Genomic DNA, 25788 nt, shown 5'->3' with positions numbered 1-25788 from the left:
ACAAGAGCGGAGCGCAATGAACGACTACAAGACTCTGACCCCGGCCATTTCGGTGGCCGGTCAGTTGCAGCCCGAGGACATGAAAGCCCTGGCCGAAGCCGGCTTTCATACCGTCATCAATAACCGCCCGGACGGCGAAGGCGAGGACCAGCCGACCAGCGAGGCGCTGGCCGGAGCCGCCGCCGAAGCCGGCCTGCAATATCACTATCTGCCAATCATCCCCGGCGAGATCAGCGATGAACAGATCCAGCGCTTCGGCCAACTGCTGACGGACAACCGCGCCCCGGTCATGGCTTTCTGCCGCACCGGCAACCGTTCCAGCACGCTGTGGGCGCTGTCGCAATCCTCACAGCTGGATCCGCAAACGGTTCTCGCCACCACTTCCGCCGCCGGTTACGACCTGGAAAAACAGTGTCCTCGCCTGCAGCAACGCTGGCAGCAGGGGCAAAGTGCCGACGCCGCCCGTCGCTCGCCGGCCAACGATTGGGACGTATTGATCATCGGCGGCGGCGCCGGTGGTCTGGCCGCCGCCGCCAGCCTGCTGAAGCGGCGGCCGTCCCTGAATGTGGCGGTGGTGGAGCCCCGTGATACCCACTATTACCAGCCCGCCTGGACTCTGGTCGGCGCCGGCGCCTTCCGCCGCCGCGATACCGCCCGGCCGATGACTCAGGTGATGCCACGGGGCAGCAAATGGATCCGGGCCCGGGTCACCGGTTTCGATCCGGAGCGTAACCAGGTCATCCTGGAGGATGGAGACCGACTTGGCTATCGCGCGCTGATCGTCGCCCCCGGTCTGGAACTGGATCTGGACGCGGTGGAAGGCCTGCGCGACAGTCTCGGCCACAACGGCGTGACCAGTAATTATCTGTTCGAGCACGCGCCCTATACCTGGGAATGCGTACAGAACCTGAAACACGGCCGCGCCCTGTTCACGCAACCGCCGATGCCGATCAAATGCGCCGGCGCGCCGCAGAAAGCCCTGTATCTGTCCTGCCATCACTGGGAGCAACGCGGCGCGCTGCGGAACATCGACGTGCACTTCCACAATGCCGGGGAGGCGCTGTTCGGTGTCGCCGATTTCGTGCCACCGCTAATGGAATACGTGCGTCGTTATAACGCCACCCTGAACTTCCGCAGCACCCTGAAAGCGGTGGACGCGGGCCATCGCAAAGCCTGGTTCGTGGACAAGGATCAGGACGGCAACGCGCGGGAGCGGGAAGAGAGCTTTGACCTGCTGCACGTGACGCCGCCGCAAAAAGCCCCGGCGTTTGTCGCCGACAGCCCGCTGGCCAACAGCGCCGGCTGGGTCGATCTGGATCCGGCCAGCCTGCAACATCCCCGCTTCGCCAACGTCTTCGCGCTCGGCGACGTGGCCGGCACCAGCAACGCCAAAACCGCCGCGGCGGTTCGCAAGCAGGCGCCGGTACTGGCGGAAAATCTGCTGTCGGTACTCGATGGCCAGTCCCCGGGCGCGGCCTATGATGGCTACGGCGCCTGCCCGCTGACGGTGGAGAAAGGCAAGGTGATCCTGGCGGAATTCGGTTACCAGGGCGTGCTGCAACCCACCTTTCCGCTGGCCCCCACCAAAGCCCGTTCAATGTACTGGTGGCTTAAAGCCAAGGCCATGCCGCGCATCTATTTCGATCTGATGCTGAAAGGCCACGAATGGCTCACTGGTCCGGCCAAATGATCCCGTTCCGTCACCGGACTCACCAACGGTGAGTCCCGCTTCCCCTCGCCGCCGCTTGCCGCTGCCGTCCTGGCTACCGGCGTCACGTTGGCTGGCGGAGTATCAGCGCCGGGATCTCAGTGCCGACGGTCTGGCGGCGGTGATCGTCACCCTGATGTTGATCCCGCAGAGCCTGGCCTACGCGCTGCTCGCCGGTGTTCCGGCGCAGATGGGACTCTATGCCAGCATTCTGCCGCTGGTGGCGTACGCGCTGTTCGGCTCCAGCCGCACTCTGGCGGTGGGACCAGTGGCGGTGATCTCGCTGATGACCGCGGCGGCCGCCGGCCAGGTGGCCGGCGGCGACAGCGCCACTTTCCTGCTCGCCACCACGGTGCTGGCACTGCTCTCCGGACTCATGCTGGTCGGCATGGGCCTGCTGCGTCTCGGCTGGGTGGCGAACCTGCTCAGCCATTCGGTGATCGGCGGTTTTATTTCCGCTTCCGGCCTGCTGATCGCCGCCAGTCAGCTCAAACATCTGCTGGGGATTCCTCTGCACGGTGACACGCTGTGGGCCCTGGTCGGTTCCCTGCTGGCGCAGATCGGCCGGATTCAAGGCACCACGGTGATCCTGGGCCTGCTCACCCTGGCCTTTTTGTTCTGGGCCCGCTCCGGTTTGAAATCCCTGCTCGCTCGCACCCGCCTGTCGGCTTCGGCGGCGGAGCTTGTCAGCAAAGCAGCGCCAGTGCTGGCGGTGATTCTCACCACTCTGGCGGTGGACGTCCTGGATCTGCAGCGGGCCGGGGTGGCCACGGTGGGAGCCATTCCCGGCGGCCTGCCGGGCCTGAGTCTGCCCGCTTTCGACGCTGGGCTGTGGCGCGCCCTGCTGTTGCCGGCCCTGCTGATCAGCCTGATCGGCTTCGTCGAGTCGGTGTCCGTGGCCCAGACCCTGGCCGCCAAACGCCGTCAACGCATCGACAGCAATGCGGAACTGACCGGCCTGGGCATGGCCAACCTGGCCTCGGCGGTCAGCGGCGGCTTCCCGGTTACCGGCGGCTTCTCCCGCTCGGTGGTGAATTTCGATGCCGGCGCGCGCAGCCCCCTGGCCGGCATCCTCACCGCCATGGGGATCGCTCTGACCGCGCTGTTCTTCACGCCCTGGTTCCAGGCCCTGCCGAAGGCCACACTGGCCGCCACCATCATCGTCGCCGTGCTCAGCCTGGTGGATCTCGGCGCCCTGGCCCGCACCTGGCGCTATTCCCGCGCGGACGGCCTGGCCATGGCCGTGACCATGGCCGGTGTGCTGCTGATGGGGGTGGAGGTGGGCGTGATCGCCGGGGTGCTATCGTCGCTGGTGCTGTTTCTGTGGCGCACCGGCCAGCCCCATGTGGCGGAATTGGGCCAAGTGCCCGGCACCGAGCATTTCCGCAATGTGCAGCGGCATCAGGTGCTGGTCTCCGCCACCGTGCTGTCGCTGCGGGTGGACGAATCCCTTTACTTCGCCAACGCCCGCCATCTGCAAGATCAGATCTACGACTGCGTCATGCAGCGGCCGCAAATCCGCCATGTGGTGCTGTTGTGCTCGGCGGTGAATCAGATCGACGCCAGCGCCCTGGACAGCCTGGAAAGTCTCAATCAACGGCTGGGGGACGCCGGCGTCACGCTGCATCTGTCCGAGGTCAAGGGCCCGGTGATGGATCGCTTGCGCCGTTCGCCGTTCCCGGAACACCTGCACGGCCGGATCTTTCTGACTCATTTCGACGCCCTGCGGGCTCTGGATCCGGCAAGTCTCGCCCCGCCGCGCTAGCGATAAGTCTAATTCCCCACGCCCGGCTCCGAGTGCATACTTGTTTGTTTTTCGTTATGCGCCTCAGGAGTCGTCAATGACCGACGCTGCCCGGCACCAGGCCGAAATCAAGAAAGACACCGATCTCGCCGCCTGGATCGGCCTGTTCCTCGGACCTCTATTGCTACTGGCCTGCCTGCTGACCGATCCGCCCGGCACCCTGAGCGAAGCAGGCTGGCGCACCGTGGGCCTGACCTTGTTAATGGCCACCTGGTGGTCCACCGAAGCAATCCCGATTCCGGTCACCTCCCTGTTGCCGATCCTGATGGCTCCGGCTCTGGGCATCAGCACCGTGGACAAGGCGTCCGCGCCCTACGCCAACCCGGCGATTTTTCTGTTTCTCGGCGGCTTCATGCTGGGGCTGGCCATGGAACGCTGGAATCTGCATAAACGCATCGCCCTGATGACGTTGCGTGCCGTCGGCAGCCAGCCCGCCTACCAGGTGGCGGGCTTCATGCTGGCCACCGCCTTCCTCAGTATGTGGGTCAGCAATACCGCCACCTCGATCATGATGCTGCCCATCGGTATGTCGGTGATCACTCTGTTGGGCGATGACAACCCGCACAGTGAGCGTCTCTCCACCGGGCTGCTGCTGGGCATCGCCTACGCCGCCAGCATCGGCGGCATCGGCACCCTGATCGGCACGCCGCCCAACGCGCTGTTGATTGCCTTTCTGAAGGACAACTACGACATCCATATCGGCTTCGGACAATGGATGCTGGTGGGTGTGCCGGTGTCGGTGGTGATGCTGGGCGTCACCTGGCTGTGGCTGACCCGGGGTGGCCTGCGCAAAGCGGAAAAGCTGGCCGACAGCGATGCCCTGATCAACGACGAACTCAAGGCGCTGGGGCCGTTGTCCCGGGGCGAGAAAGGGGTCGCGGTGGTCTTTGTGTGCGCCGCCTTCGCCTGGGTATTCCAGCCCCTGATCGCCAAAGTCGTGCCGGGAATCAACGACACCAGCATTGCCATGGCGGCAGCCATCGCCTTGTTCCTGGTGCCGGTGAGCATCAAAAACCGGGATTTCCTGATGAGCTGGGGCCACGCCGGCAAGCTGCCCTGGGGCGTGCTGCTGCTGTTCGGCGGCGGTCTGTCCCTGGCCGCCCAGATCCGCGCCACCGGCCTCGCCGACTGGATCGCCCAGGGCATGGGCGCGCTTGGCTTCCTGCCGCTGATCCTGTTGATCGGCATGGTGGTGATGGTGATCATCTTCCTCACCGAGGTGACCTCCAACACCGCCACCGCCGCGGCGTTTTTACCATTGCTCGGCGCCCTGGCGGTATCCCAGGGCATGTCACCGGAACTGCTGGCGATTCCCGCCGCCATCGCCGCCAGTTGCGCCTTCATGATGCCGGTGGCGACGCCGCCCAATGCGATTGTTTTCGGCACCGGCCATCTGCGCATCGGCGACATGATCCGCGCCGGCTTCTTCCTGAACCTGGTGGGCATCGTGGTGGTGACCCTGCTCAGCTATGTGCTGGTGAGGACCATCTGGTAAAGGACCGCGATTATCACAACGGGTATTTGCAGTGATACCAGATCAGCGCCAGCCATTCGCGCCAGATCACCGGCATCTGTGACAACGCCCCGGCGGAGGGCATCCAGGGGCGGCGTGGCAGGGAAGTCACCGCATGGGACGTCACTTCAAGGTGCTGGGCTTGAAAACAAAGCGTGGCCCGGCACAGATGGGCCTGATCGGTGACCAGCACCAGGCTCTCGATACCGCGAAGACGCAGAACCCGGGCCGCCATTACCGCGTTTTCCCAGGTATTGCGGCTCTCCGGTTCCAGCATCAGGGGCGCATCCGGCCAGGTCCGGCGCACCACCTCGGCCATCAGCGCGGCTTCGGATTGCTCTGGAAGCAGCGCCTCGGCGCCGGGGGCGCCACCGCAAAGCAATAACGGCAATTGCCGCTCGCGGGCCAGTTCCAACGCCACCCGCAACCGCTTCAGGCCCAGCGTGTTGAGACGGTAACCATCGCCATCACGGCGCCGGCCTGCCCCCAGCACCACCACCGCCCGTGGCGGCGACGAGCCACGCCGTGGCGGCACCGGCGGGTAGAACCGAGCGACCACCGCCGGCAAGGTGGCAGCGGCCATCACCAGCGCCACCATGCCCAGAATCATTACCTCGTCCATTCGCTGTCTGCCCGCGCCCCGCTCATGTATCCTATGTTTCCTTTTATGTTATGTGCCCGACCCGTACACCGTTCGTCAGCCATGTGACACGACTTACGCGACGACACACTGACAGACACCGACTGACCAAACACTAACCAAGCACTAAGAGAACCGATGGACGCACAGTATCGCCCCGACCAGGTAGAACGGGAAGCCCAGGAATACTGGGAAAATCAGGAGACCTTCAAAGTCACCGAGCAGCCGGGCAAGGAAAAATTCTATTGCCTGAGCATGTTCCCCTATCCCTCCGGTCGACTACACATGGGCCATGTGCGCAACTACACCATCGGCGACGTGATCAGCCGGTATCAGCGCATGCAGGGCAAGAACGTGCTGCAGCCGATGGGCTGGGACGCTTTTGGTCTGCCCGCCGAGAATGCCGCCATCAAGAACAAGGTGGCCCCGGCCAAGTGGACCTTCGAAAACATCGACTACATGAAGGGCCAGCTCAAACGTCTGGGCTTCGGCTACGACTGGGATCGGGAACTGGCTACCTACACCCCGGAATACTATCGCTGGGAACAATGGTTCTTCACCAAGCTGTACGAAAAGGGCCTGGTGTACCGCAAGATGTCCACGGTGAACTGGGACCCGGAAGACCAGACCGTACTGGCCAACGAACAGGTCATCGATGGCCGGGGCTGGCGCTCCGGTGCCCTGGTGGAGCAGAAAGAGATTCCCCAGTGGTTCATCAAGATCACCGACTACGCCGACGAGTTGCTCAATGATCTGGACCAGCTCGATGGCTGGCCGGAGCAGGTCAAGACCATGCAGCGCAACTGGATCGGCCGCTCCGAAGGGGTGGAGATGGCCTTCGCCATCGACGGTGAAGAGCCGCTGCGCGTCTATACCACCCGCCCGGACACCCTGATGGGCGTGAGCTACGTGGCCGTGGCCGCGGCCCACCCGCTGGCGAAAAAGGCGGCGGCGGCCAACCACGAGGTGGCCGACTTCGTGGAGGAGTGCCTGCATAACAAGGTGGCCGAAGCCGACATGGCCACCATGGAGAAGAAAGGCATCTTTACCGGCCTCCATGCCACTCACCCCATCAGCGGCGAGCAAGTACCGGTGTGGGTCGCCAATTTCGTCCTGATGAGTTACGGCACCGGTGCCGTCATGGCCGTGCCCGCCCATGATCAGCGCGATTTCGAGTTTGCCCGCAAGTACGATCTGCCGATCAAGCAGGTGATCGAACCGGCAAACGGTGAAGCGATTGATCTGGAAAAAGAGGCTTTCACCGGAAAAGGCAGGCTGGTGAACTCCGCCGGGTTCAGCGGCAACACCTCCGCCGAGGCCTTCGACGCTATTGCCGCCTGGCTGAACGAACGCGGCCTGGGCGAGAAAAAAGTGAACTACCGTCTGCGCGACTGGGGCGTGTCCCGTCAGCGTTATTGGGGCGCTCCCATCCCCATGGTGGAAACCGAAGACGGCGGGCTGCACCCCACCCCGGAAGATCAATTGCCGGTGGCGCTGCCCACCGACGTGGAAATGGATGGCGTAAAGAGCCCCATCAAAGCGGACCCCGAATGGGCCAAAACCACCTGGAACGGTCAGCCCGCCCTGCGTGAGACCGATACCTTCGACACCTTCATGGAGTCGAGCTGGTATTACGCTCGTTACTGCTGCCCCCGCAACGACCAGGCCATGCTGGACCCGGCCGCCGCCAATTACTGGCTGCCGGTGGACCAGTACGTGGGCGGCATCGAACACGCCATTCTGCACCTGCTGTACTCACGCTTCTTCCATAAGCTGATGCGTGATGCCGGCCTGCTCGACAGCGATGAGCCGTTCAAGCGGCTGCTGTGCCAGGGCATGGTGCTCAAGGACGGCGCCAAGATGTCCAAGTCCAAGGGCAACACGGTGGACCCGCAGCAGATGATCGAGCAGTACGGCGCCGACACCGTGCGGCTGTTCATGATGTTCGCGGCACCGCCGGAGCAATCCCTGGAATGGAACGACACTGGCGTCGAAGGCGCGCACCGCTTTATCAAGCGGTTGTGGCGGATGGTCGCCGAGCATGTCGAAGGGGGCGCCACGCCGGCACTGGATCCGAGCGCCCTGAGCGCCGACGCCAAGGCCGTGCGCCGCAAGACCCATGAGACCATTCAGAAGGTCAGCGATGACTTCAGCCGCCGCTACACCTTCAATACCGCCATTGCCGCGGTGATGGAACTGATCAACGACACCGGCCGCCTTGCCGCTGAGGATGAGCAGGCCCGCGCGGTCCGCCAGGAGGCACTGGAAGCCGCGGTGCTGTTGCTGTCACCGATTATTCCCCACGCCGCCCATCAGTTGTGGCGGGCATTGGGCCATGATGACGCGGTGATCGACGCCGTCTGGCCCGAAGTGGACGAAAGCGCCCTGGTCAAGGACAGTGTGGAACTGGTGGTGCAGGTGAATGGCAAGGTGCGCGCCAAACTGGAAGCACCGGCGGACGCCGACAACGCTGCCCTGGAAACGCTGGCCATGGCCGAAGAGAACGTGCGCAAGTTCATCGACGGCAACACCGTGCGCAAGGTCATCGTGGTGCCCGGTAAACTGGTTAATATTGTTGCCAACTAAGAAGACCGGCAGCTCACGGAGATCTTCATGACGCTCGTCCCGCATCGCACGCTGTTGCTTGTTCTCGCCACGCTCCTGCTGACAGCGTGCAGCGGCTGGCAGCTACGCGGCCAGACCCACACGCCGCAGTTCGAAAGCGTGACCCTGGCCGGCGGCACTGCCCGGTTACGTTACACCCTGGAACGGGAACTGACGCCGCTGGGCGTGCTGCTGCACAACGAGTCGCCCTACGTGATCAGGGTCATCGACGAACGTTGGGACCGGCGCACGGCGGCGGTGGACGAGCGCGGGCGGATCGCTGAACTGGAACTGCATTACGAGCTGGTGTGGCAGTTGATCGACCGCGACACCCAGGCGCCGCTCAACCCGCCCCGCCACATCAGGGCACTGCGTAACCTGGCCTACTACCCGGACAACATCACCGCCTCTTCCGATGAGGAAGAGATGATCCGCCAGGACCTGTACGACGACATCGTCTACCGCCTGATCAACCAGTTGGCGGACGCTTCCCGCAAAGTACAACAGGACTGACCGCCATGCGGCTGCGTGCGGACCAACTGGGCAAGCACCTCAAGGGCGAAGCGCTGCTGCCGGTCTATCTGGTGGCCGGCGACGAGCCCTTGCAACAGGACGAGACCCTTGATGCCTTGCGCGCCGCGGCCCGCCAGCGCGGTTTCGAGGAGCGGCAACGTTTCAGCGCCGACACCGGCATCGACTGGAATGCCCTGCTCAACGAAGCGCAAAGCCTGAGCCTGTTTGGCGGCCGCCGGATCCTCGAGGTGGTACTCAACGACAAGCGCCCGGACAAAGCGGGCAGCCAGATCCTGCGGGACCTGATGGCCACCCCGTCCCCCGACACCCTGCTGCTGATCCGCTGCTCGCGGCTGGACCGCCGCAAAGACTGGGGCAGCGCCTGGGTCAAGGCGCTGGACGGTTGCGGCGCGGTCATCGAGATCTGGCCGGTGGAAGGACGCCAGCTTTACCCCTGGTTGCGGGACCGTCTGGCCAGCCGTGGCCTCAAAGCGGACGAAGACGCCCTGGAACTGCTGATCCAGCGCAGCGAAGGCAATCTGCTGGCCGCCGCCCAGGAGGTGGACAAACTGGCCCTGCTGGCCGAGGACGGCCACATCACACCGGAAACCGTGCAACAGTCGGTGGGCGATTCCAGCCGTTACACACCTTTCGATCTCACCGACGCCACCGCCCAGGGCGATCCCGCCCGCGCCCTGCGGATCCTGCGAACACTGCGGGCCGAGGGCGTGGAACCGCCGGTGATCCTGTGGGCCCTGAGCCGCCACCTGCGCGGCCTGGACGCCCTGCTCTCCGGCGGCAACCCGCCGCGCATGCCGCCCGCCCGGATACGCGCCATGGAAACCCAGGCTTCGCGCCTGCGGCCGCGCCAGTTGCATCAGGCCCAGGCCCTGGCGATCCGCGCCGACCGCACCGTCAAGGGCATGGCCCCCGGCGATCCCTGGAAACACCTCAGCAGCCTGGTGCTGCGTCTTACCGGCCAGCCTCTGCCGCCGATTCTGGAAAGATAGACCAGACGTGATCTGGAGAAAGATGAGGTTACCCTCCATCAAAGACAGCGGAAGGCCCATACAGATCAGCGCTTGGCGGAACCGGCCCCAAACACGCTTAAAAAAAGAATAAATCCGGCACAAACCCTTTGGCTATGCGACCTACAGAGTCACGTTATCCGGCCAATGAACCGGCCAAAGGTGGTTATCCGCCAACCCGTACTCTGGACCTGCCCTTTTCGATATCTACCGACCAGGTCGTCATTCCGGCACCACCAGAATTATCGCCATGATGGCCACGCATCACCGTCTGGCCTGAATCCAGTCCTTTCTCGACGACAGCGGGCTGGTCCCGGATTGGCCCGCTCGGAGCCCGCCACTCTGCTAGGGTCCATGAACCGGATTCCATCGTCGCCAGGAAAGAACCATGCCGCAGCGTCTGGACACCTCTTCGATCAGCTTTACTGCTCTTTATACCGGCCAGGTATGGGTGCGGAACGGGCTTTCCTCGGCGGCTTTCCAGACCCCCGTCGGGGCCTTGCTGTACCATGCGATGACCCCCTTCGAGGCGGCGGGCAAACAACTGCTGGGCGGCAATATCCGCACTTTCCTGTTGCAACGCCATTACCTCATCAACGCCCGCCTGCAGTCACTGATCCAACGCTATCCGGACGTGCAGATTCTGGAAATCGCCTGTGGTCTGAGCCCACGCGGTTGTCGTTTTCGTCAGCAGCACTCCGGCATCACCTATGTGGAAGCGGATCTGCCGGACATGGCCCGGCGCAAACGGCGGCTGCTAGCACGGCTGGGGGCGCTTGGCGACCGGCACCGGGTGGAAACCGTGAATATTCTGCTGGAACAGGGCGATGACAGCGTGCCCGCCTTGCTGGCCCGCTTCGACCCGGACAAGCCGGTGGCGGTGGTCACCGAAGGCCTGATCAATTATTTCTCGCTGGCCTCGATCAGCCCGTTCTGGCAACGGCTGGCGGCGTCACTGGCCGGCTTTCCCGATGGCCGTTATCTCACCGACAACTATCCGCTCTACGCCAATCGCCGTTTCCAGCGGACCCTGAAAACCCTGGGCGGCCTGCTCGGAGTCCTGTCCCGCAGCCAGGTCAGCTTCCATTTCGATTCCGACGAGGAGAGCCGCAGCCACTTTCGCACCCTCGGTTTCCACGGCCTCGACATTCACGACCCGGCGGATTACTACCAGCAACTGCCCATTCCGCGCACCCGCCGCACCCCGATGGTACGGGTCCTGGAAGCCCGCACCGGGCCGGCGTGAAGGCGCCGGTTTCGCCGCTGTCGTCCTGCACCTATACTATGGGGCTTCCGATCGACACGGCATGACAGAACACATGGATATCCAGCAGTACATGGCCAACGTGGGCGAGCACGCCCGCGACGCCGCCCGGGCCATGGCCCGGGCCAGCGCCGGTGACAAGAACAACGCCCTGATGGCCATCGCCGGGGCGTTGCGCGAGCACCGTGACACCATTCTCGCCGCCAACCAGGGCGACCTGGCGCGGGGCCGCGACAATGGCCTGGACGCGGCCTTGCTGGATCGCCTGGAACTGACCCCGGCGCGCTTCGAGGGCATGGTGGAAGGGCTCGAGCAGGTTATCGCGCTGGCCGATCCGGTGGGAGAGATCACCGATCTGAGCTATCGTCCCTCCGGCATCCAGGTGGGCCGCATGCGCGTGCCCCTGGGCGTGATCGGCATCATTTACGAATCCCGCCCCAACGTCACCATCGACGCGGCGGCCCTGTGTCTGAAATCCGGCAACGCAGCGATTCTGCGTGGCGGTTCCGAAGCCATTGATTCCAACCAGGCCATCGCCGCCTGCCTGCGTCAGGGTCTGGCCGCCGCCGGCCTGCCGGAAACCGCGGTACAGGTACTGGAAACCACCGACCGTGCCGCCGTGGGCGAGTTGATCACCCACCCCGAATACGTGGACGTGATCGTTCCCCGCGGCGGCAAGGGCCTGATCGAGCGCATCAGCCGCGAAGCCCGGGTGCCGGTGATCAAACATCTGGACGGCAACTGCCACACCTACATCGATGTGGACGCCGATGCCGACAAGGCGATCAAAGTCGCCTACAACGCCAAGACCCAGCGCTACGGCACCTGCAACACCATGGAAACGCTGCTGGTGCACCAGGACATCGCCGCCACGGTGCTGCCGGAGCTGGCCCGGATGTACCGGGAAGAGGGTGTGGAGTTGCGTGGCTGCGAACGCACCCGGGCGCTGCTGAAAGACATTACCGCCGCCACCGAAAGCGACTGGGAAGAAGAGTATCTGGCGCCGATTCTGGCCATTCGCCTCGTCGATGATCTGGATCAGGCCATGGATCACATCCATCGCTACAGTTCCCAGCACAGCGAGGCGATCATCACCGAGAATTACACCCGGGCACGGCGTTTTCTCGCCGAAGTGGATTCCAGCTCGGTGATGGTCAACGCTTCCACTCGCTTCGCCGACGGCTTCGAATACGGCCTTGGCGCGGAGATCGGCATTTCCACCGACAAGCTCCATGCCCGGGGCCCGGTGGGTCTGGAAGGGCTGACCAGTCAAAAATGGGTGGTACTGGGCGACGGGCATGTGCGCCAGTAAGGCCGCCGTTACGATGCCGGGTTTGCCGCAGAAAACGAATCGAATTTCCGCCAACGGACATTCGCTTCCCCCGCTTGCCGGAAGACTTCATGTTTAAAGCGTCCGACGTGCGACGTCCGACATCCGAAATCAGCGGCGTGAAGCCGCTGATTCTTTTCGGTGGCACCTTCGACCCGGTTCACGGTGCTCATGTGCGCGCCGCCCTGGCCGTATCCCAGGCGCTCGGTAACGCGCCGGTGCGGTTGCTGCCCAATGCGGTACCGCCACACCGGCCCCAGCCCCTGGCGGACGCCGGCGAGCGCCTGGCCATGGTGCGTCTGGCCTGTGCCGGACATCCGGCCCTGCTGGCGGATGACTGGGAGTTGCGCCAGGCCGGCCCGTCCTACACTCATCTGACGTTGCAGCACTTTCGCCGCCTCATTGGCCGGCGGCGGCCATTGGTGTTCATGATCGGCGCCGACAGCTTCGCCAGCCTGCATCAATGGCACGGCTGGCGTCGCTTCGCCGCCTTGTGCCATCTGGCGGTGGTGCCTCGCCCCGGCGCGCCAGCACCGCTGCCGGCGGTGGAAAAGGCCTTTCCGCGGGGCCGGCCACGCCTGCTGCAGGCACTCCCGGCGGGGCGCCGGCTGATGCTGACGCATCCGCACATGGACATTTCCGCCACCGCCATCCGCGAGGCACTGGAGTACCGGGGACAATGCCGTGCCCTGACCCCGGTGGTGGAAGCGCATATCCGCCGCCATGGTTTGTATAATGTGCGGACATCCGCTGTCCCGGCGGCACCCGGAATCACCGAACCCGGCTCCGACATCGACGCCACTACCAACACCGACGTCACTACCAACACCGACGCCAATACAATGGAAACAATGAGGCCCCATGAGTTCTGATACCTCTCTGCTGGATCTGGTACTCGACGCGCTCGAAGAACTGAAAGCACGCAACGTCACCCACCTGGATGTTCGCGAGCTCACCAGTGTGGCGGACGATATGGTCATCGCCAGCGGCACCTCCAACCGCCACGTCAAAGCACTGGCGGACAACGTGGTGGAACGGGCCAAACAGGCCGGTCATCGCCCGTTGGGCACCGAAGGCGAAAAAGGGGCCGAGTGGATCCTGGTGGATCTCGGTGACGTCATCGTCCACTTGATGCTGCCCGCCACCCGCGAGTTCTACGATCTGGAACGCCTGTGGCGGAACCCGGATCACCATCCCGAGCGGGCCGGCACGCCGGCCGACAAGGATCCGGGCTGAACCGGCGAGCCGTTTCGCAGTCCCACTTGCCTGACCCGGCATCACCGAGGGCCGGGGCAGAGAGGCGCCGCAGGAGAGTCTATGCGCATCCATCTGTTTGCCGTCGGCACTCGCATGCCGGCCTGGGTCGAGCAGGGCTTCCAGGAATACCAGAAGCGGCTGCCCCCGGACATGCGCCTGCAGCTGGAGGAAATCCCGCTGCCCAAACGGGCCAAGGGCGACGTCGCCGCTTTGGTGCGGGCCGAGGGCGAGGCCATCCGCAAACGGCTGGAGAAGCTGCCCGGCGCCCGCGTGGTGGCCCTGGAGGTCACCGGCAAAGCGGTGGATACGCCCATGTTGTCACAACGTCTCGGCGAGTTGCGGGATCTGGGGCAGGATCTGGCGCTGCTGGTGGGAGGTCCGGATGGCTTGTGTGCCAGGTTGTCCGCCGCTGCCGATGAGCGCTGGTCACTGTCGGCGTTGACGCTGCCGCACCCGCTGGTACGGGTGTTGCTCGCCGAACAGCTGTATCGCGGCTGGACGCTGCTTGCCGGCCACCCCTATCATCGCTGAGCAAAACCACCCGATAATCTGGCAGCCATGCGCGATCCACATTCACATTTCGTTCCGATCACCGTGCCGCGGCGACCGGGCGCGGAACCGATCACAGGATCCACATGCGCCAACCGCTGACCCTCAAGGACCACCATCACGAGCACCGTCTGTTCAGCCTGCGGCTGCTGGTGGCGGTGGCGCTGGTGCTGGTGTTGTCGCTGGTGCTGGTCGGGCGCATGGCCTGGCTGCAGATTGCCCAGCACAGCCGGTTCACTACCCTTAGCGACAACAACCGGGTGCTGACCCAGGCGATGTCGCCGCCGCGCGGCCTGATCACCGACCGCAACGGGGAAATCCTGGCGGTGAACCGGCCGGATTTCACCCTGGAACTGGCAGTGGAGCAAAGCGCGGATCTGCACGACACCCTGAATCGCATCCGCCAGTTGATCCCGCTGACCGACGATGACCTGGAGCGGTTCGAGCGGCGCCGCACCAGCGCCCGCCGCCCGTGGGAACCGATCCCGCTGCGCGGCCGGCTCACCGAGGAGGAGATCGCCCGCATCGCGGTGCATCAACACGAGCTACCCGGGGCCCGGGTCACGGCATCGCCGGTGCGTTACTATCCTCACAGTCATCTGTTTTCCCACGTGCTCGGCTACGTCAACCGCCTCAACGCCGAGGACCTGGATAACATGACCCTGGCCGAGCAGCGCAACTACAGCGGTACTCATTATTACGGCCGCACCGGCGTGGAACGCTATTACGAACATCGGCTACACGGCCAGGTCGGCTATCGTCAGGTGGAAACCAATGCCCGCGGCCGGATCCTGCGGGTTCTGGAAGAGCAACCACCGATACCCGGTGACGATCTGCGCCTGTCCCTGGATCTGAGAGTGCAGCAGGCCGCCTATGACGCCCTCGGCGAGCGGCGCGGCGCGGTGATCGCCATTGATCCCCGCGACGGCAGCGTGCTCGCCTTCGTCAGCCGCCCCGGTTTCGATCCCAACCTGTTCGTCACCGGCATTTCCCACAAGGACTATGCCCGTTATCAGCAGGATCATGATCACCCGCTGTTCAACCGCGCCCTGCAGGGCCGTTATCCACCAGGCTCCACGGTGAAACCCATGCTCGGTCTGGCGGGCCTGGATGCCGGCGTCACCACCTGGGAGAGGACCATCCACGACCCCGGCTATTTCAGTCTCGAGGGCAATCCGCACCGCTACCGGGACTGGAAGCGCTGGGGGCATGGTCAGGTGGATATGGAAAAGGCGGTGGTGCAATCCTGTGACACCTATTTCTACGATATGGGGTTCCGGCTCGGTATCGATCGCATGCATGATTTCATGGTCGGCTTCTCCATCGGCGAGACCACCGGCATCGACCTGCTCAACGAATCCGAAGGGAATATGCCTTCCCGGGAATGGAAACGGGCCGCCCGTAACGCACCCTGGTTCCACGGCGATACCATCAACACCAGTATTGGCCAGGGCTTCATGCTCACCACCCCGCTGCAACTGGCGGTGGCCACGGCGATCCTGGCCAATGACGGCCACCAGGTGGTACCCACCCTGGCCGCCGATGAAACCCATCGGCCGCGCCGTCCGGATATCGTGCTCAAGGACCCTCAAAACTGGGAGCGCATGAAGCACGCCATGGAAGCCGTGGTCCACAGCAACCGCGGCACCGGCCGTGTCATGGCCAAGGACGCCCGCTATCATATGGGCGCCAAAAGCGGCACCGCTCAGGTGTTTTCGGTTGGCCAGGAAGAAACCTATAACGAGGAAGAATTGGCGGAACGCATGCTCGACCATGCTCTGATCGTATCCTTCGCGCCGGTTGAAAACCCGGCCATCGCCGTGGCGGTGATGGTGGAGAATGGCCGTCATGGCGGTTCCGTGGCCGGCCCGGTGGCTCGTCAGGTGATGGACGCCTGGCTGCTGGACGAGGACGGTAATCTGAGTGTTCCGGAGCCGCTGGCGCGGCCGCCCATACAGAATGCGCTGCCCGCACCGGCCAATACCACCGCCGCCACCGCCCACTCGACCAGGACGGCCGCCCAATGAGTCAAGTCGATCCGGTCAGAACCACCGACAACGGCGGCCATGCCATCTTCCGCACCCCGGTGGCCACGCGCCTGCATCTGGACCCACCGCTGCTGGCGGCCCTTCTGTTGACCATGCTGGGCGGCCTGGCGGTCCTCTACAGCGCCAGCGGCGGCAGCCTGGACACGGTGGTCCGCCAGGCCATCCGCTTCGGCGGCGGTTTGCTGGTGATGCTGGTGCTGGCGCAACTGCCACCGAGAACGTTCCGTTTCTGGGCACCCCTGGTGTACTGCGTCGGCCTGGTCCTGCTGGCACTGGTGATTCTGGTAGGCACCGAGGCGAAGGGGGCCCAGCGCTGGCTGAGCCTGCCCGGCATCGGCCGTTTTCAGCCCGCGGAACTGATGAAACTGGCGGTGCCGGCCATGGTCGCCTGGTTCTTCAGCGACCGCACTTTGCCGCCGTCAAAACGTAATGTGCTTGGCGCGCTGGTCCTCATCTTTCTACCCACAGTGCTGATCGCCATGCAACCGGATCTGGGCACCGCCCTTCTGATTGCCGCCGCCGGCCTGGTGGTCCTGTTCATGGCGGGGCTGTCCTGGCGGCTGATCGGGCTGGCGGTGCTGGTGCTGGTGGTGGCCGCGCCCCTGATGTATTTCTTCGTTCTGCACGACTACCAGCGCACCCGGGTGGACACCTTCCTGAATCCGGAGGCCGACCCGCGTGGAGCCGGCTGGAACATCATCCAGTCGAAGACCGCCATCGGCTCCGGCGGCATCGGCGGCAAGGGCTGGCAGGACGGCACCCAGTCGCGGCTGGACTTCCTGCCGGAGTCCCACACCGATTTCATTCTCGCCGTGCTCGGTGAAGAGTTCGGGCTGATCGGATTCCTGCTGTTACTGGCGGTCTATCTGGTAATCATCGGGCGCGGCTTCTTTATCAGCTGGCAAGCTCAGGAGACCTTCAGCCGATTGCTGGCGGCGGCACTGACCATGACCTTTTTCATCTACGTGTTTGTCAACGTGGGCATGGTGTCCGGCCTGCTGCCGGTGGTGGGGGTACCGCTGCCGCTGGTCAGTTATGGCGGCACTTCGATTGTTACCCTGCTGGCCAGTTTCGGCATGCTGATGTCGATCCATACCCACCGGCGCTTCATCAACTTCTGAACCGGCGGCGGATTCCATGGTCAGCACTTAGAGCCTGTCGCCAGCGCGGCGCGCGCCGCGATCATGGTTTAACCTTGCCGACCCCGATATTATGGCTCCCAGCCCCATCCCCCCTGTTTTTATGGAGAAACTCATGGGTGTAAGACTGTCCGCCCTGCTCACCCCCTTTGTTTTCCTCACCGCTGTTTTCCCCATGGCCACGGCTTTCGCCGAAGAGCAAGGCTATGCCCATCACCCCAAGGCGGAAGCCCTGATCCAGGAAGTGGTGAAAAAAGGAGTGGACGAAAAACGGGCCCGCGAACTGCTCTCCCAGGCCCGGCGGCAGGACAAGATCCTCGAATCCATCGCGCGCCCGGCGGAACACACCATGACCTGGGCCCGTTATCAGAAAATCTTTTTACAGCAGGAACGGGTCGACGCCGGCGTCGCCTTCGCCAGGGAAAACCAGCAGGAACTGGCCCGGGCCGAGGCCGAATATGGCGTACCCCGTGAAATCATCCTCGCCATCATCGGCGTGGAGACCTACTACGGCCGTCATAAAGGCACCTACCGGGTGTTGGACGCCTTGACCACCCTGGGCTTCGATTATCCACCACGGGCGTCCTTCTTCCGCGGCCAGTTGGTGGCCCTGATGGAGATGGAAAACCAGGCCCATATCGACGCCAGCGAGATCACCGGTTCCTACGCCGGCGCCATGGGCCTGGCTCAGTTCATTCCCACCAGCTACCAGGCCTACGCGGTGGACTATGATCAAGATGGCGTCACCGATCTGGTCAACAGCCCCGCCGACGCCATCGGCAGTGTTGCAAATTATTTCCACCGTCATCATTGGCAGCCGGGCTTCCCGGTAGCCGCCCGCGCCAGAATCGAAGGTCAGGGCTATGAGGCGTTGGCGGAAAAAGGCTACAAGCCGTCCTTCAGTCTCGCTACGGCCCGGAAAAACGGCGTAGTGGCAGTGAGCTGCCAGGATGATACCCTCGGCAGCGAATACTGCTTTGATCTGGCGGATGACACCCAGGTGGCGCTGCTGGACCTGACCGGTGAAAAAGGACACGAATTCTGGATGGTGACGCGCAACTTTTACGTGATCACTCGATACAACCACAGCGAACTTTACGCCATGGCGGTGCTGCAGCTGTCCCGGCAGCTGGCCCATGCGCTGGAAGAGGACCGGTCTTGATGCGTGGCCTTCTGATCAGTGCCTTGGCCCTGGCTCTGGGTGCCTGTAGCCTGACCCCGCCGGCGACCACGCCGGACGCTCCAGCCGGCCCTCCAAAAAAGAGTAGCGGTGATGCCTCCCCGGCCCAGCCCCCTGCCCGCGACCCCGCCGGCGCACCGGGCTCGGACCGTTATGCCCATAGCACCGACAGTCCGCCGCCCGCCGAGGATCGCAGCAGTATAGAGCGGATACCGGAGCCGGTTCCCAAATCCGAGCCGCCGAGCCGTTACGGCAATCCGGCCACCTACTCCGTGTGGGGACAGACCTATCATGTGTTGCCGTCCTCCGAGGGCTACCATGAGGAAGGGCTGGCGTCCTGGTATGGACGCAAGTTTCACGGTTATCGGACTTCCAGCGGTGAACCCTATGACATGTACCGGTTCACCGCCGCCCACCGCACCCTGCCGCTGCCTACTTATGTCCGCGTCACCAATCTGGATAACAACAAGCAGTTGGTGGTGCGGGTGAACGACCGCGGCCCCTTCCATTCCGACCGCATCATCGATCTGTCCTGGGCCGCCGCGGTTCGTCTCGGCATCGAGCAGAACGGCACCGGCCACGTGCGGGTGGAAGCGCTGACACCGGAGGAACGCCCCGGCGGCCGTCGTCAGGGCACCGTGCCCACCGCGGTACGGGCAGCACTGGACAGCCCGCCGCCGGAGGCCGGTAAAAACCAGGCCCGATCCGGAGATCTCTATCTCCAGGCCGGCGCCTTCCGTGCCCTGGATGGCGCCCGCGATCTGGAACGCCAGTTGCGCGACCGGCTGAAGTTGCCGGTGACCGTGCGCAAATTGGAGGACAGCGCCTACTACAAGGTGTGGTTGGGCCCCTTTGCTAGCCTGGACGACCAGGAACAGGCGCGCCAGGCATGCCAGCAGGCCGGCTTCGGCACCCCGATGCCGGTTCGCTAAGGCCGGATTCGACAAGAAGTACCTAACAGGCAGGAAACCATGACTCAGAGAATTGCCCTTCGCGATATCTTCTTTTTATTCGCCGCCGCCTGTCTTGCGCTGCTGCCGCTGACCGGGCAGGCTCAAAGCACCGTGCCACGCGCGCCTTCGGTGGAAGCCCGCAGCTATATTTTGATGGACGCCCGCAGCGGCCACATCATCGTCCAGCACAACGCCGATCAGACCATGCCCCCGGCCAGTCTGACCAAGATGATGACCGCCTATATCGCCGAGCGGGAGATTCAGTCCGGCAATATTTCGCTTCAGGACCAGGCACCGGTCAGCGTCAAGGCCTGGCGCATGGGCGGTTCGCGCACTTTTCTCAAGGAAGGCACCCAGGTCGCCATCGACGACCTGCTGCGCGGGATCATTATCCAGTCCGGGAACGACGCCAGTGTCGCCATGGCCGAGTATATCGCCGGCTCCGAGGACGCCTTCGCCGACCTGATGAACCAACAGGCGCGGGCTCTGAACATGAACGATACCCACTTCATGAACGCCACTGGCTGGCCGGCGGAAAATCACCACAGTACCGCCCATGACATGGCACGGCTGGCCCGGGCCATCATCAACGACTACCCGGAACACTACGATATCTACGCCGAGAAGGAATTCACCTACAACGGCATCACCCAGACCAACCGCAACCTGCTGTTGTGGCGGGACTCCACCGTCGATGGCCTGAAAACCGGCCACACCGACGAAGCCGGTTATTGCCTGGTGGCCTCCGCCAAGCGCGACGAGATGCGCCTGATCAGCGTGGTCATGGGCACCGCCTCCGAACAGGCCCGCGCTCAGGAAACGCAAAAGCTGCTGACCTACGGGTTCCGTTTCTTCGAATCCTACAAGGCCTACAGCGCCAACGACGTGCTGGCCAACCCGGATGTCTGGCTGGGCGCCGCCAACACCGTGCGCCTGGGTCCGCAAAAAGACGTGCAACTGACCGTGCCACGGGACAGCGCCGACCGTCTGCAGGCGGATATGACGATCAACCCGCAACTGCGTGCTCCGATCGAGAAAGGCCAGCAATACGGCACGGTCACCATCCGGCTGGACGACCAGGTGATCAGCGAAACACCGCTGGTGGCACTGGAAAGCGTGGAAGAAGGCGGCTTTTTCTCCCGCCTGTGGGACCACATCATGCTGTTCTTCAAAGGCCTGTTCTGATGAGCACGGTCTACCTCAACGGCGCCTTCATGGCCATGGAGCAGGCCCGCATCTCGCCAATGGATCGCGGTTTCCTGTTCGCCGATGGGGTATACGAGGTGATCCCCGCCTTCAATGGGGTGCTGTTCCGCTTCGAGGAACACCTGCGCCGGCTGGAACGCTCCCTGTCGGCGTTGTATCTGATCAACCCGCATGACCGCGCCGGTTGGCGCCGCCGCTGCCAGGAGCTGATCCAGCGCAATGGCGGCGGCAATCTGTCGCTGTACCTGCAAATTACCCGTGGCGCCGCCGACAAGCGTGATCACGCCTTTCCCGATCCGCCGGTGCCACCCACGGTGTTCATGAGCACCGCGCCGCTGACGGTACCGGCAGCGGACAGTCCGGATCAGATCACCGGCGCCGCGGCTATCACCCTGGACGATATCCGCTGGGCCCGTTGTGACATCAAGTCCATATCGTTGCTGCCCAATATTCTGCTGCGGCAGCAGGCGATCGCCTCCGGTGCCCGCGAGGCGATCCTGATCCATGACGGCTTCGTCACCGAAGGCGCCGCCAGCAACGTGTTTATCGTCAAGGACGGCGAAATCGCCACCCCGCCGGCCAGCCATGCCATTCTCGGCGGTATCACCCGTGATCTGATCATCGAACTGTGCCGGGAACAGGACCTGCCCCTGCGTGAACGGGAAATCAGCGAGGCCGAACTGGGCGACGCCGACGAAGTGTGGATCTCCAGTTCCACCCGCGACGTGGTGCCGGTGGTCTCTCTGGATGGCCGCCCGGTGGGCGATGGCCGCCCCGGCGAGACTTGGAAAATCCTCGCCCGCCACTATATAGCGTTCAAGCGCCGCCTTTGCGGCGTGTAAGTATCCGCCACCGCAGCGAGAATCGACATGGCCATCCGTGAAGAGCTTTGGGAATTCCCCCACACCATGCATTTGAAAGTGATGGGCGCCGTGGACGCGCCGCTGGAAGATGCCGTGGTGGACATCATTGAGCGTGTGCTGGAGCAAGAATTCGACCGTCCGCGCAACCTCAGCGCCCGCCCCAGCAGCCGTGGCAATTTCATTGCCCTCACCGCCCGCATCACGGTTCAAGACAAAGGGCAGGTGGAAGCCCTGTATCGGGAACTGAACGCCTGCCCCCATGTGAAAATCACCCTGTGACACAAACCGGAGCGTGCCGATGAACCTGCTCGTCCGCTATCTGCCACAGGCGGATTACGACACCTGCTGGCGGGCCATGCGGGATTTCACCGAACAACGGGATGACAGCACGCCCGACGAACTGTGGGTGCTGGAACACCCGCCGGTGTACACCTTGGGCCAGGCCGGCAAGCCCGAACACGTGCTCAACCCCGGCGATATCCCGGTGGTGCGCAGCGATCGCGGCGGCCAGGTCACCTACCACGGTCCCGGCCAGACCGTGGTCTATCTGATGCTGGACGTGCGGCGTCTGGGGATGGGCAGCCGCGGACTGGTCAACGCCATCGAACAGGCCGTGGTGGACTACCTGGCGGCGCAGGGCATTGATGCCGTCAACCGCGCGGACGCCCCCGGCGTCTATGTGAACGGCGCCAAGATCGCCTCGCTGGGCCTGCGCATTCGCCGCAAGGGCAGTTATCATGGCCTGGCCCTGAATCGGGACGCCGACGCCACGCCCTGGCAGCGCATCAACCCGTGCGGCTACGCCGGCCAGCCGATGACCAGTCTGGCCGCCGAAGGCCTGACACTGACCCGGCAACAGGTGGAGGAGGATCTGGTTACGATTCTCGCCCAGCGCCTGGGGCTTGAGCTCCGGACAGCACCGCCCCCGGACTGGTACACTTTACCCCAGCGGTAACGGAGGTCTACCCGGCCCTGATGACATTGAGCAAGCGCCCAAAAGGCGCTTACACGCCAACGCGAGAGAACAGATGAGCGAAGCACAGGCGAAACGTCCGGCAAAACAGAAAGTCCGCATCGGCGACAAGCTGCGCGGCGCCGACAAGGTCCGCACCATTCCCGTGGTTAACGAGGAAGCGCCGGTACGCGAGCGCAAGCCGGACTGGATCCGGGTGCGAGTACCCGCCAACGGCGAGATTCAGCGCATCAAGAGCATGCTGCGCCGGCAGAAACTGCACACCGTCTGTGAAGAGGCGTCCTGCCCCAACCTGCCGGAGTGTTTTGGCGGCGGCACCGCCACCTTCATGATCATGGGCGATATCTGCACCCGCCGCTGTTCGTTCTGCGACGTGGGCTTCGGACGTCCCAATGGGCTGGACCCGGAAGAACCCCTTCACCTGGCCGAGTCCGTGGCCGATCTGGCCCTGAAATACGTGGTCATCACCTCGGTGGACCGGGATGATCTGGCCGATGGCGGCGCCGGCCACTTCGCCGACTGTATTCGCGAAGTCCGCGCCACCAGCCCGAACACCAAGATCGAGATTCTGACGCCGGATTTCCGTCCGTGCCTGGAAGAGGCGCTCGACATCCTGGATGCGACGCCGCCGGATGTGTTCAACCACAATATCGAAACCGTGCCGCACCTGTACAAGAAAGCCCGGCCAGGAGCCCGTTACGAGCATTCCCTGAAGCTGCTGCGGCAATTCGGCGCCCGCCGTCCGGATGTCCCCACCAAATCCGGCATCATGGTCGGCCTGGGAGAAACCAACGACCAGGTGCTGGAGACCCTGCGTGATCTGCGCGACCACGATGTGGACATGATCACCATCGGCCAGTACCTGCAGCCGAGCCGCTTCCACGCTCCGGTGGAACGCTACGTGCATCCGGACGACTTCAAGATGTTCGCCGAGGAAGGCCGCAAGATGGGCTTCACCTCCATCGCTTCCGGCCCCATGGTGCGCAGTTCCTACCACGCCGATCTGCAGCACAAAGGCGTTAACGTCGGCGACCCCGACGATCTGGCCCACCCGGCCTGAGGCGCATCAACCGTCGTCTTTTCCCAGGCCTTCCAACAGCCCTCCCAGCAGCGCATACAGGCGCTGCTGGTCGTCCGGCCCCAGCCCGCTGAGGACACGCCGCTCATTGTCCACGTGCAACGGCAGCAACCGGTCGATCAGGGATAACCCTTCCCCGGTCAGGGTCACCAAGACCCCGCGCCGATCCGAAGGGTGCTTGCGGCGCTCCACCAATCCGGCTTTCTGCAACCGGTCCACCCGATTGGTCATGCCACCGGAGGTGATCATCAGCGCCTCGTACAAGGCCGTCGGCGTCAGCGCATAGGGCTCACCGGAACGGCGCAGCGTGGCGAGCACATCGAACTCCCCGGGCCGCAATCCGTGGTCGGCGAACAACGGGTTCAGGTGATCCCGCTCGATACGCTGGGCCAATTCCGCGAAGCGGCCCAATACCTGCATCGGGAACGGGTCCATGTCCGGCCGCTCCCGCCGCCATTGCTCCCCCGCCCATTCCGCTCGATCTTTCATAGTGGCCCTCTGATCAGTAGTGATTCTTCAACTATTTATCTTTATACTAAGATACTTAATTTAAAGACAAGTGCGCAACGACCATGACCACTGATACTCCCGCACGTCCCACCAACACCCTGATACTGCTGTTGGCCATCGTCCTTGCCGGCCTCAATCTGCGGCCGATTCTCGCCGCCGTGGGCCCGGTGCTGGACGATATCCAGGCCGCCACCAGTCTCGGCGACAGCGGCGCCGGTCTGCTTACCACTCTGCCGGTCCTGGCGATGGGCGTCTGCGCCCTGCTGGCCGGCGCCCTGCAACGGCAACTGGGGGAATTCAGGGGAGTCACCCTCGGCATTATAATCATCGCCCTGGCCTGCGGGTCGCGCCTGATCCGGCACGACGGCGGCAGCCTGATTATCGGCGCCGCCCTGGGCGGCCTGGGCATCGCCCTGATCCAGGCCCTGCTTCCCGCTTTCATCAAGCGCGTTTTTCCCACCCGTATCGGCATGGTCATGGGGTTGTACAGCTGCGGCATCATGGGCGGCGCAGCGTTCGCCGCCGCCAGCACCTCCCCCCTCAGCGGCAGCCTCGGCTGGCCTGGCGCCCTGGCCATCTGGGCCCTGCCGGCATTACTCGCCGCCGTGCTGTGGTGGCGTGCCGCTTCCGCCTACGCGGCGCCCGTGGATGCCACCAGAGTATCCCTGCCGCTCCGTTCCCCCCGCGCCTGGCTGCTAATGACGTTCTTCGGCATTGGCACCGGCGCCTATACCCTGGTACTGGCCTGGCTGCCGCCCTATTACGTGGAACTGGGACTGAGCGCCAATCAGGGCGGCCTGCTGCTGGGGCTGCTGACCCTGGCGGAAGTCGTTGCCGGACTGGCGGTCTCCGCCTGGATCGGCCGCTTCCCGGACCGGCGCGGTCCGCTGCTGGTGGTGCTGTCTCTGGTACTCGCCGGCCTGGCCGGCCTGATACTGGCGCCGATACCGTTGGCACTGCCGGTGGTCATCGTGCTCGGCCTGGGTATCGGCGCCTTGTTCCCGTCATCGCTGATCGTGACCATGGACCACGCCGCCAATCCGGCCGAGGCCGGGGCCCTGATGGGGTTCGTGCAGGGCGGCGGTTACATCATTGCCAGCACCATGCCACTGGTCGCCGGAGTACTGCGCGAACAGCTAAGCGCTCTCTCCTATGCCTGGGCGGTCATGGCCGTGGGCGTGCTGATCCTGATGGCCATGGCCTCCCGGCTCACACCAAGACCGGTGCCCGCCGCCACCTGAGATCAAAGGGTCAAAAACGGCAGCAGCGTGACCAACAGCAACGCAATCACCGCCAACAGCATGGCCAGCGCCTGTACCGGCTGTTCCCGCAATCGGCGCCACAGGGTCGGTGCGGTACCCAGACGGCGGGCTTCCTCATAGGCGGCCCGTTGCCGCTGGCCCCGGTCCCGCTGGTACTCCGCCATCAGCGCCTGTGCCCGCTGCCGATCCTCGGGGCGGGTCAGCCAGATTCCACCAGCGGAGACGCCCCAAAGGCTGGGCCTGGTTTCATAGAAAGGAATGTCATGCCGCTCCAGCAACGCACGGACTTCGTCCGCCTCGTCGTCCGGTACCCGGCGCAGATTCAAAAGCAAGGTGGTCATAAGGTCATCAGGTCGTGATTCCGGT

24 protein-coding genes are annotated in these 25788 nt (G+C 64.1%); 21 read left to right on the top strand and 3 right to left on the bottom strand.

Annotation, left to right across the window (positions count from 1 at the left end; translation table 11 throughout):
- Positions 1-16: 16 nt before the first annotated feature.
- The 3 genes from B5T_RS05380 (at position 17) to B5T_RS05370 (ending at position 5007) form a co-directional block, all read left to right on the top strand.
- On the top strand, positions 17-1690 hold the full coding sequence (locus B5T_RS05380; RefSeq protein ID WP_014993457.1) for a bifunctional protein tyrosine phosphatase family protein/NAD(P)/FAD-dependent oxidoreductase: 1674 nt from the start codon (positions 17-19) through the stop codon (positions 1688-1690).
- A 28-nt stretch (positions 1691-1718) separates the two neighbouring features.
- Positions 1719-3473 (top strand): SulP family inorganic anion transporter, encoded by a 1755-nt coding sequence (locus B5T_RS05375; RefSeq protein WP_014993456.1) that lies wholly within the window; start codon positions 1719-1721, stop codon positions 3471-3473.
- Between the two features lie 76 nt (positions 3474-3549).
- On the top strand, positions 3550-5007 hold the full coding sequence (locus B5T_RS05370) for an SLC13 family permease (RefSeq protein WP_014993455.1): 1458 nt from the start codon (positions 3550-3552) through the stop codon (positions 5005-5007).
- A gap of 13 nt (positions 5008-5020) precedes the next feature.
- Here B5T_RS05370 and B5T_RS05365 read toward each other — a convergent pair whose 3' ends face one another.
- A complete protein-coding gene (locus tag B5T_RS05365) occupies positions 5021-5647 on the bottom strand; it encodes a YdcF family protein (RefSeq protein WP_041716887.1) in 627 nt (208 codons plus the stop codon).
- Between the two features lie 156 nt (positions 5648-5803).
- Between B5T_RS05365 and leuS the strand changes: the two genes are divergently transcribed.
- From leuS to lipA, 17 genes are all read left to right on the top strand, one after another.
- Positions 5804-8251, top strand: coding sequence for a leucine--tRNA ligase (leuS, locus tag B5T_RS05360; protein WP_014993453.1), 2448 nt, complete (start codon positions 5804-5806; stop codon positions 8249-8251).
- Between the two features lie 27 nt (positions 8252-8278).
- The gene (locus tag B5T_RS05355; RefSeq protein WP_014993452.1) at positions 8279-8782 is read left to right on the top strand and encodes an LPS-assembly lipoprotein LptE; all 504 of its coding nucleotides are present in this window, start codon (positions 8279-8281) and stop codon (positions 8780-8782) included.
- 5 nt (positions 8783-8787) lie between these two features.
- Entirely contained in the window at positions 8788-9792 is a 1005-nt protein-coding gene (gene holA, locus B5T_RS05350) for a DNA polymerase III subunit delta (RefSeq protein WP_014993451.1), read from the top strand.
- A 406-nt stretch (positions 9793-10198) separates the two neighbouring features.
- Positions 10199-11056, top strand: a complete 858-nt coding sequence (locus B5T_RS05345) for a class I SAM-dependent methyltransferase (RefSeq protein ID WP_014993450.1) — start codon at positions 10199-10201, stop codon at positions 11054-11056.
- Between the two features lie 73 nt (positions 11057-11129).
- Positions 11130-12386, top strand: a complete 1257-nt coding sequence (locus B5T_RS05340) for a glutamate-5-semialdehyde dehydrogenase (protein ID WP_014993449.1) — start codon at positions 11130-11132, stop codon at positions 12384-12386.
- An 89-nt stretch (positions 12387-12475) separates the two neighbouring features.
- Positions 12476-13276, top strand: coding sequence for a nicotinate-nucleotide adenylyltransferase (gene nadD / locus B5T_RS05335; protein WP_014993448.1), 801 nt, complete (start codon positions 12476-12478; stop codon positions 13274-13276).
- Positions 13266-13640, top strand: coding sequence for a ribosome silencing factor (rsfS, locus tag B5T_RS05330; RefSeq protein ID WP_014993447.1), 375 nt, complete (start codon positions 13266-13268; stop codon positions 13638-13640). Before nadD ends, rsfS begins: the two co-directional genes overlap by 11 nt.
- Before the next feature lie 81 nt (positions 13641-13721).
- Complete coding sequence (gene rlmH, locus B5T_RS05325) at positions 13722-14192, top strand: 23S rRNA (pseudouridine(1915)-N(3))-methyltransferase RlmH (protein ID WP_014993446.1); 471 nt, start codon at positions 13722-13724, stop codon at positions 14190-14192.
- A 104-nt stretch (positions 14193-14296) separates the two neighbouring features.
- Positions 14297-16237 carry a penicillin-binding protein 2 gene (gene mrdA, locus B5T_RS05320; protein ID WP_014993445.1) on the top strand — a complete coding sequence of 647 codons (1941 nt, stop codon included), beginning with the start codon at positions 14297-14299 and terminating at the stop codon, positions 16235-16237.
- Positions 16234-17379, top strand: a complete 1146-nt coding sequence (rodA, locus tag B5T_RS05315) for a rod shape-determining protein RodA (RefSeq protein ID WP_014993444.1) — start codon at positions 16234-16236, stop codon at positions 17377-17379. The genes mrdA and rodA overlap by 4 nt, the downstream gene beginning before the upstream one ends.
- Positions 17380-17512: 133 nt before the next feature.
- Positions 17513-18559 (top strand): lytic murein transglycosylase B, encoded by a 1047-nt coding sequence (mltB, locus tag B5T_RS05310; RefSeq protein ID WP_014993443.1) that lies wholly within the window; start codon positions 17513-17515, stop codon positions 18557-18559.
- Entirely contained in the window at positions 18559-19509 is a 951-nt protein-coding gene (locus B5T_RS05305) for a septal ring lytic transglycosylase RlpA family protein (RefSeq protein WP_014993442.1), read from the top strand. Before mltB ends, B5T_RS05305 begins: the two co-directional genes overlap by 1 nt.
- 39 nt (positions 19510-19548) lie before the next feature.
- Positions 19549-20715, top strand: coding sequence for a D-alanyl-D-alanine carboxypeptidase family protein (locus B5T_RS05300; RefSeq protein WP_014993441.1), 1167 nt, complete (start codon positions 19549-19551; stop codon positions 20713-20715).
- Positions 20715-21578 (top strand): D-amino acid aminotransferase, encoded by an 864-nt coding sequence (locus B5T_RS05295; RefSeq protein ID WP_014993440.1) that lies wholly within the window; start codon positions 20715-20717, stop codon positions 21576-21578. The genes B5T_RS05300 and B5T_RS05295 overlap by 1 nt, the downstream gene beginning before the upstream one ends.
- 27 nt (positions 21579-21605) lie before the next feature.
- Positions 21606-21878, top strand: a complete 273-nt coding sequence (locus B5T_RS05290; protein ID WP_014993439.1) for a DUF493 domain-containing protein — start codon at positions 21606-21608, stop codon at positions 21876-21878.
- A 19-nt stretch (positions 21879-21897) separates the two neighbouring features.
- Complete coding sequence (gene lipB, locus B5T_RS05285; protein WP_014993438.1) at positions 21898-22554, top strand: lipoyl(octanoyl) transferase LipB; 657 nt, start codon at positions 21898-21900, stop codon at positions 22552-22554.
- Between the two features lie 73 nt (positions 22555-22627).
- Positions 22628-23632 (top strand): lipoyl synthase, encoded by a 1005-nt coding sequence (gene lipA, locus B5T_RS05280; RefSeq protein WP_014993437.1) that lies wholly within the window; start codon positions 22628-22630, stop codon positions 23630-23632.
- Positions 23633-23638: 6 nt separating this feature from the next.
- On the opposite strand, the gene B5T_RS05275 is transcribed toward lipA, so the two are convergent.
- Positions 23639-24139: a MarR family winged helix-turn-helix transcriptional regulator gene (locus B5T_RS05275; RefSeq protein ID WP_041716886.1), complete on the bottom strand. Its 501-nt coding sequence runs from the start codon at positions 24137-24139 to the stop codon at positions 23639-23641.
- A gap of 83 nt (positions 24140-24222) precedes the next feature.
- On the opposite strand from B5T_RS05275, the gene B5T_RS05270 reads away from it, so the two are divergent.
- Positions 24223-25401 (top strand): MFS transporter, encoded by a 1179-nt coding sequence (locus tag B5T_RS05270; RefSeq protein ID WP_014993435.1) that lies wholly within the window; start codon positions 24223-24225, stop codon positions 25399-25401.
- Between the two features lie 2 nt (positions 25402-25403).
- Here B5T_RS05270 and B5T_RS05265 read toward each other — a convergent pair whose 3' ends face one another.
- Entirely contained in the window at positions 25404-25763 is a 360-nt protein-coding gene (locus B5T_RS05265; protein WP_014993434.1) for a DUF6164 family protein, read from the bottom strand.
- Between the last annotated feature and the right edge of the window lie 25 nt (positions 25764-25788).

The organism is Alloalcanivorax dieselolei B5 (genome assembly GCF_000300005.1).
GTDB lineage: Bacteria > Pseudomonadota > Gammaproteobacteria > Pseudomonadales > Alcanivoracaceae > Alloalcanivorax > Alloalcanivorax dieselolei.
The sequence above is the reverse complement of the archived record's forward strand: the minus strand, read 5'-3'. Positions and strand labels throughout refer to the sequence as shown.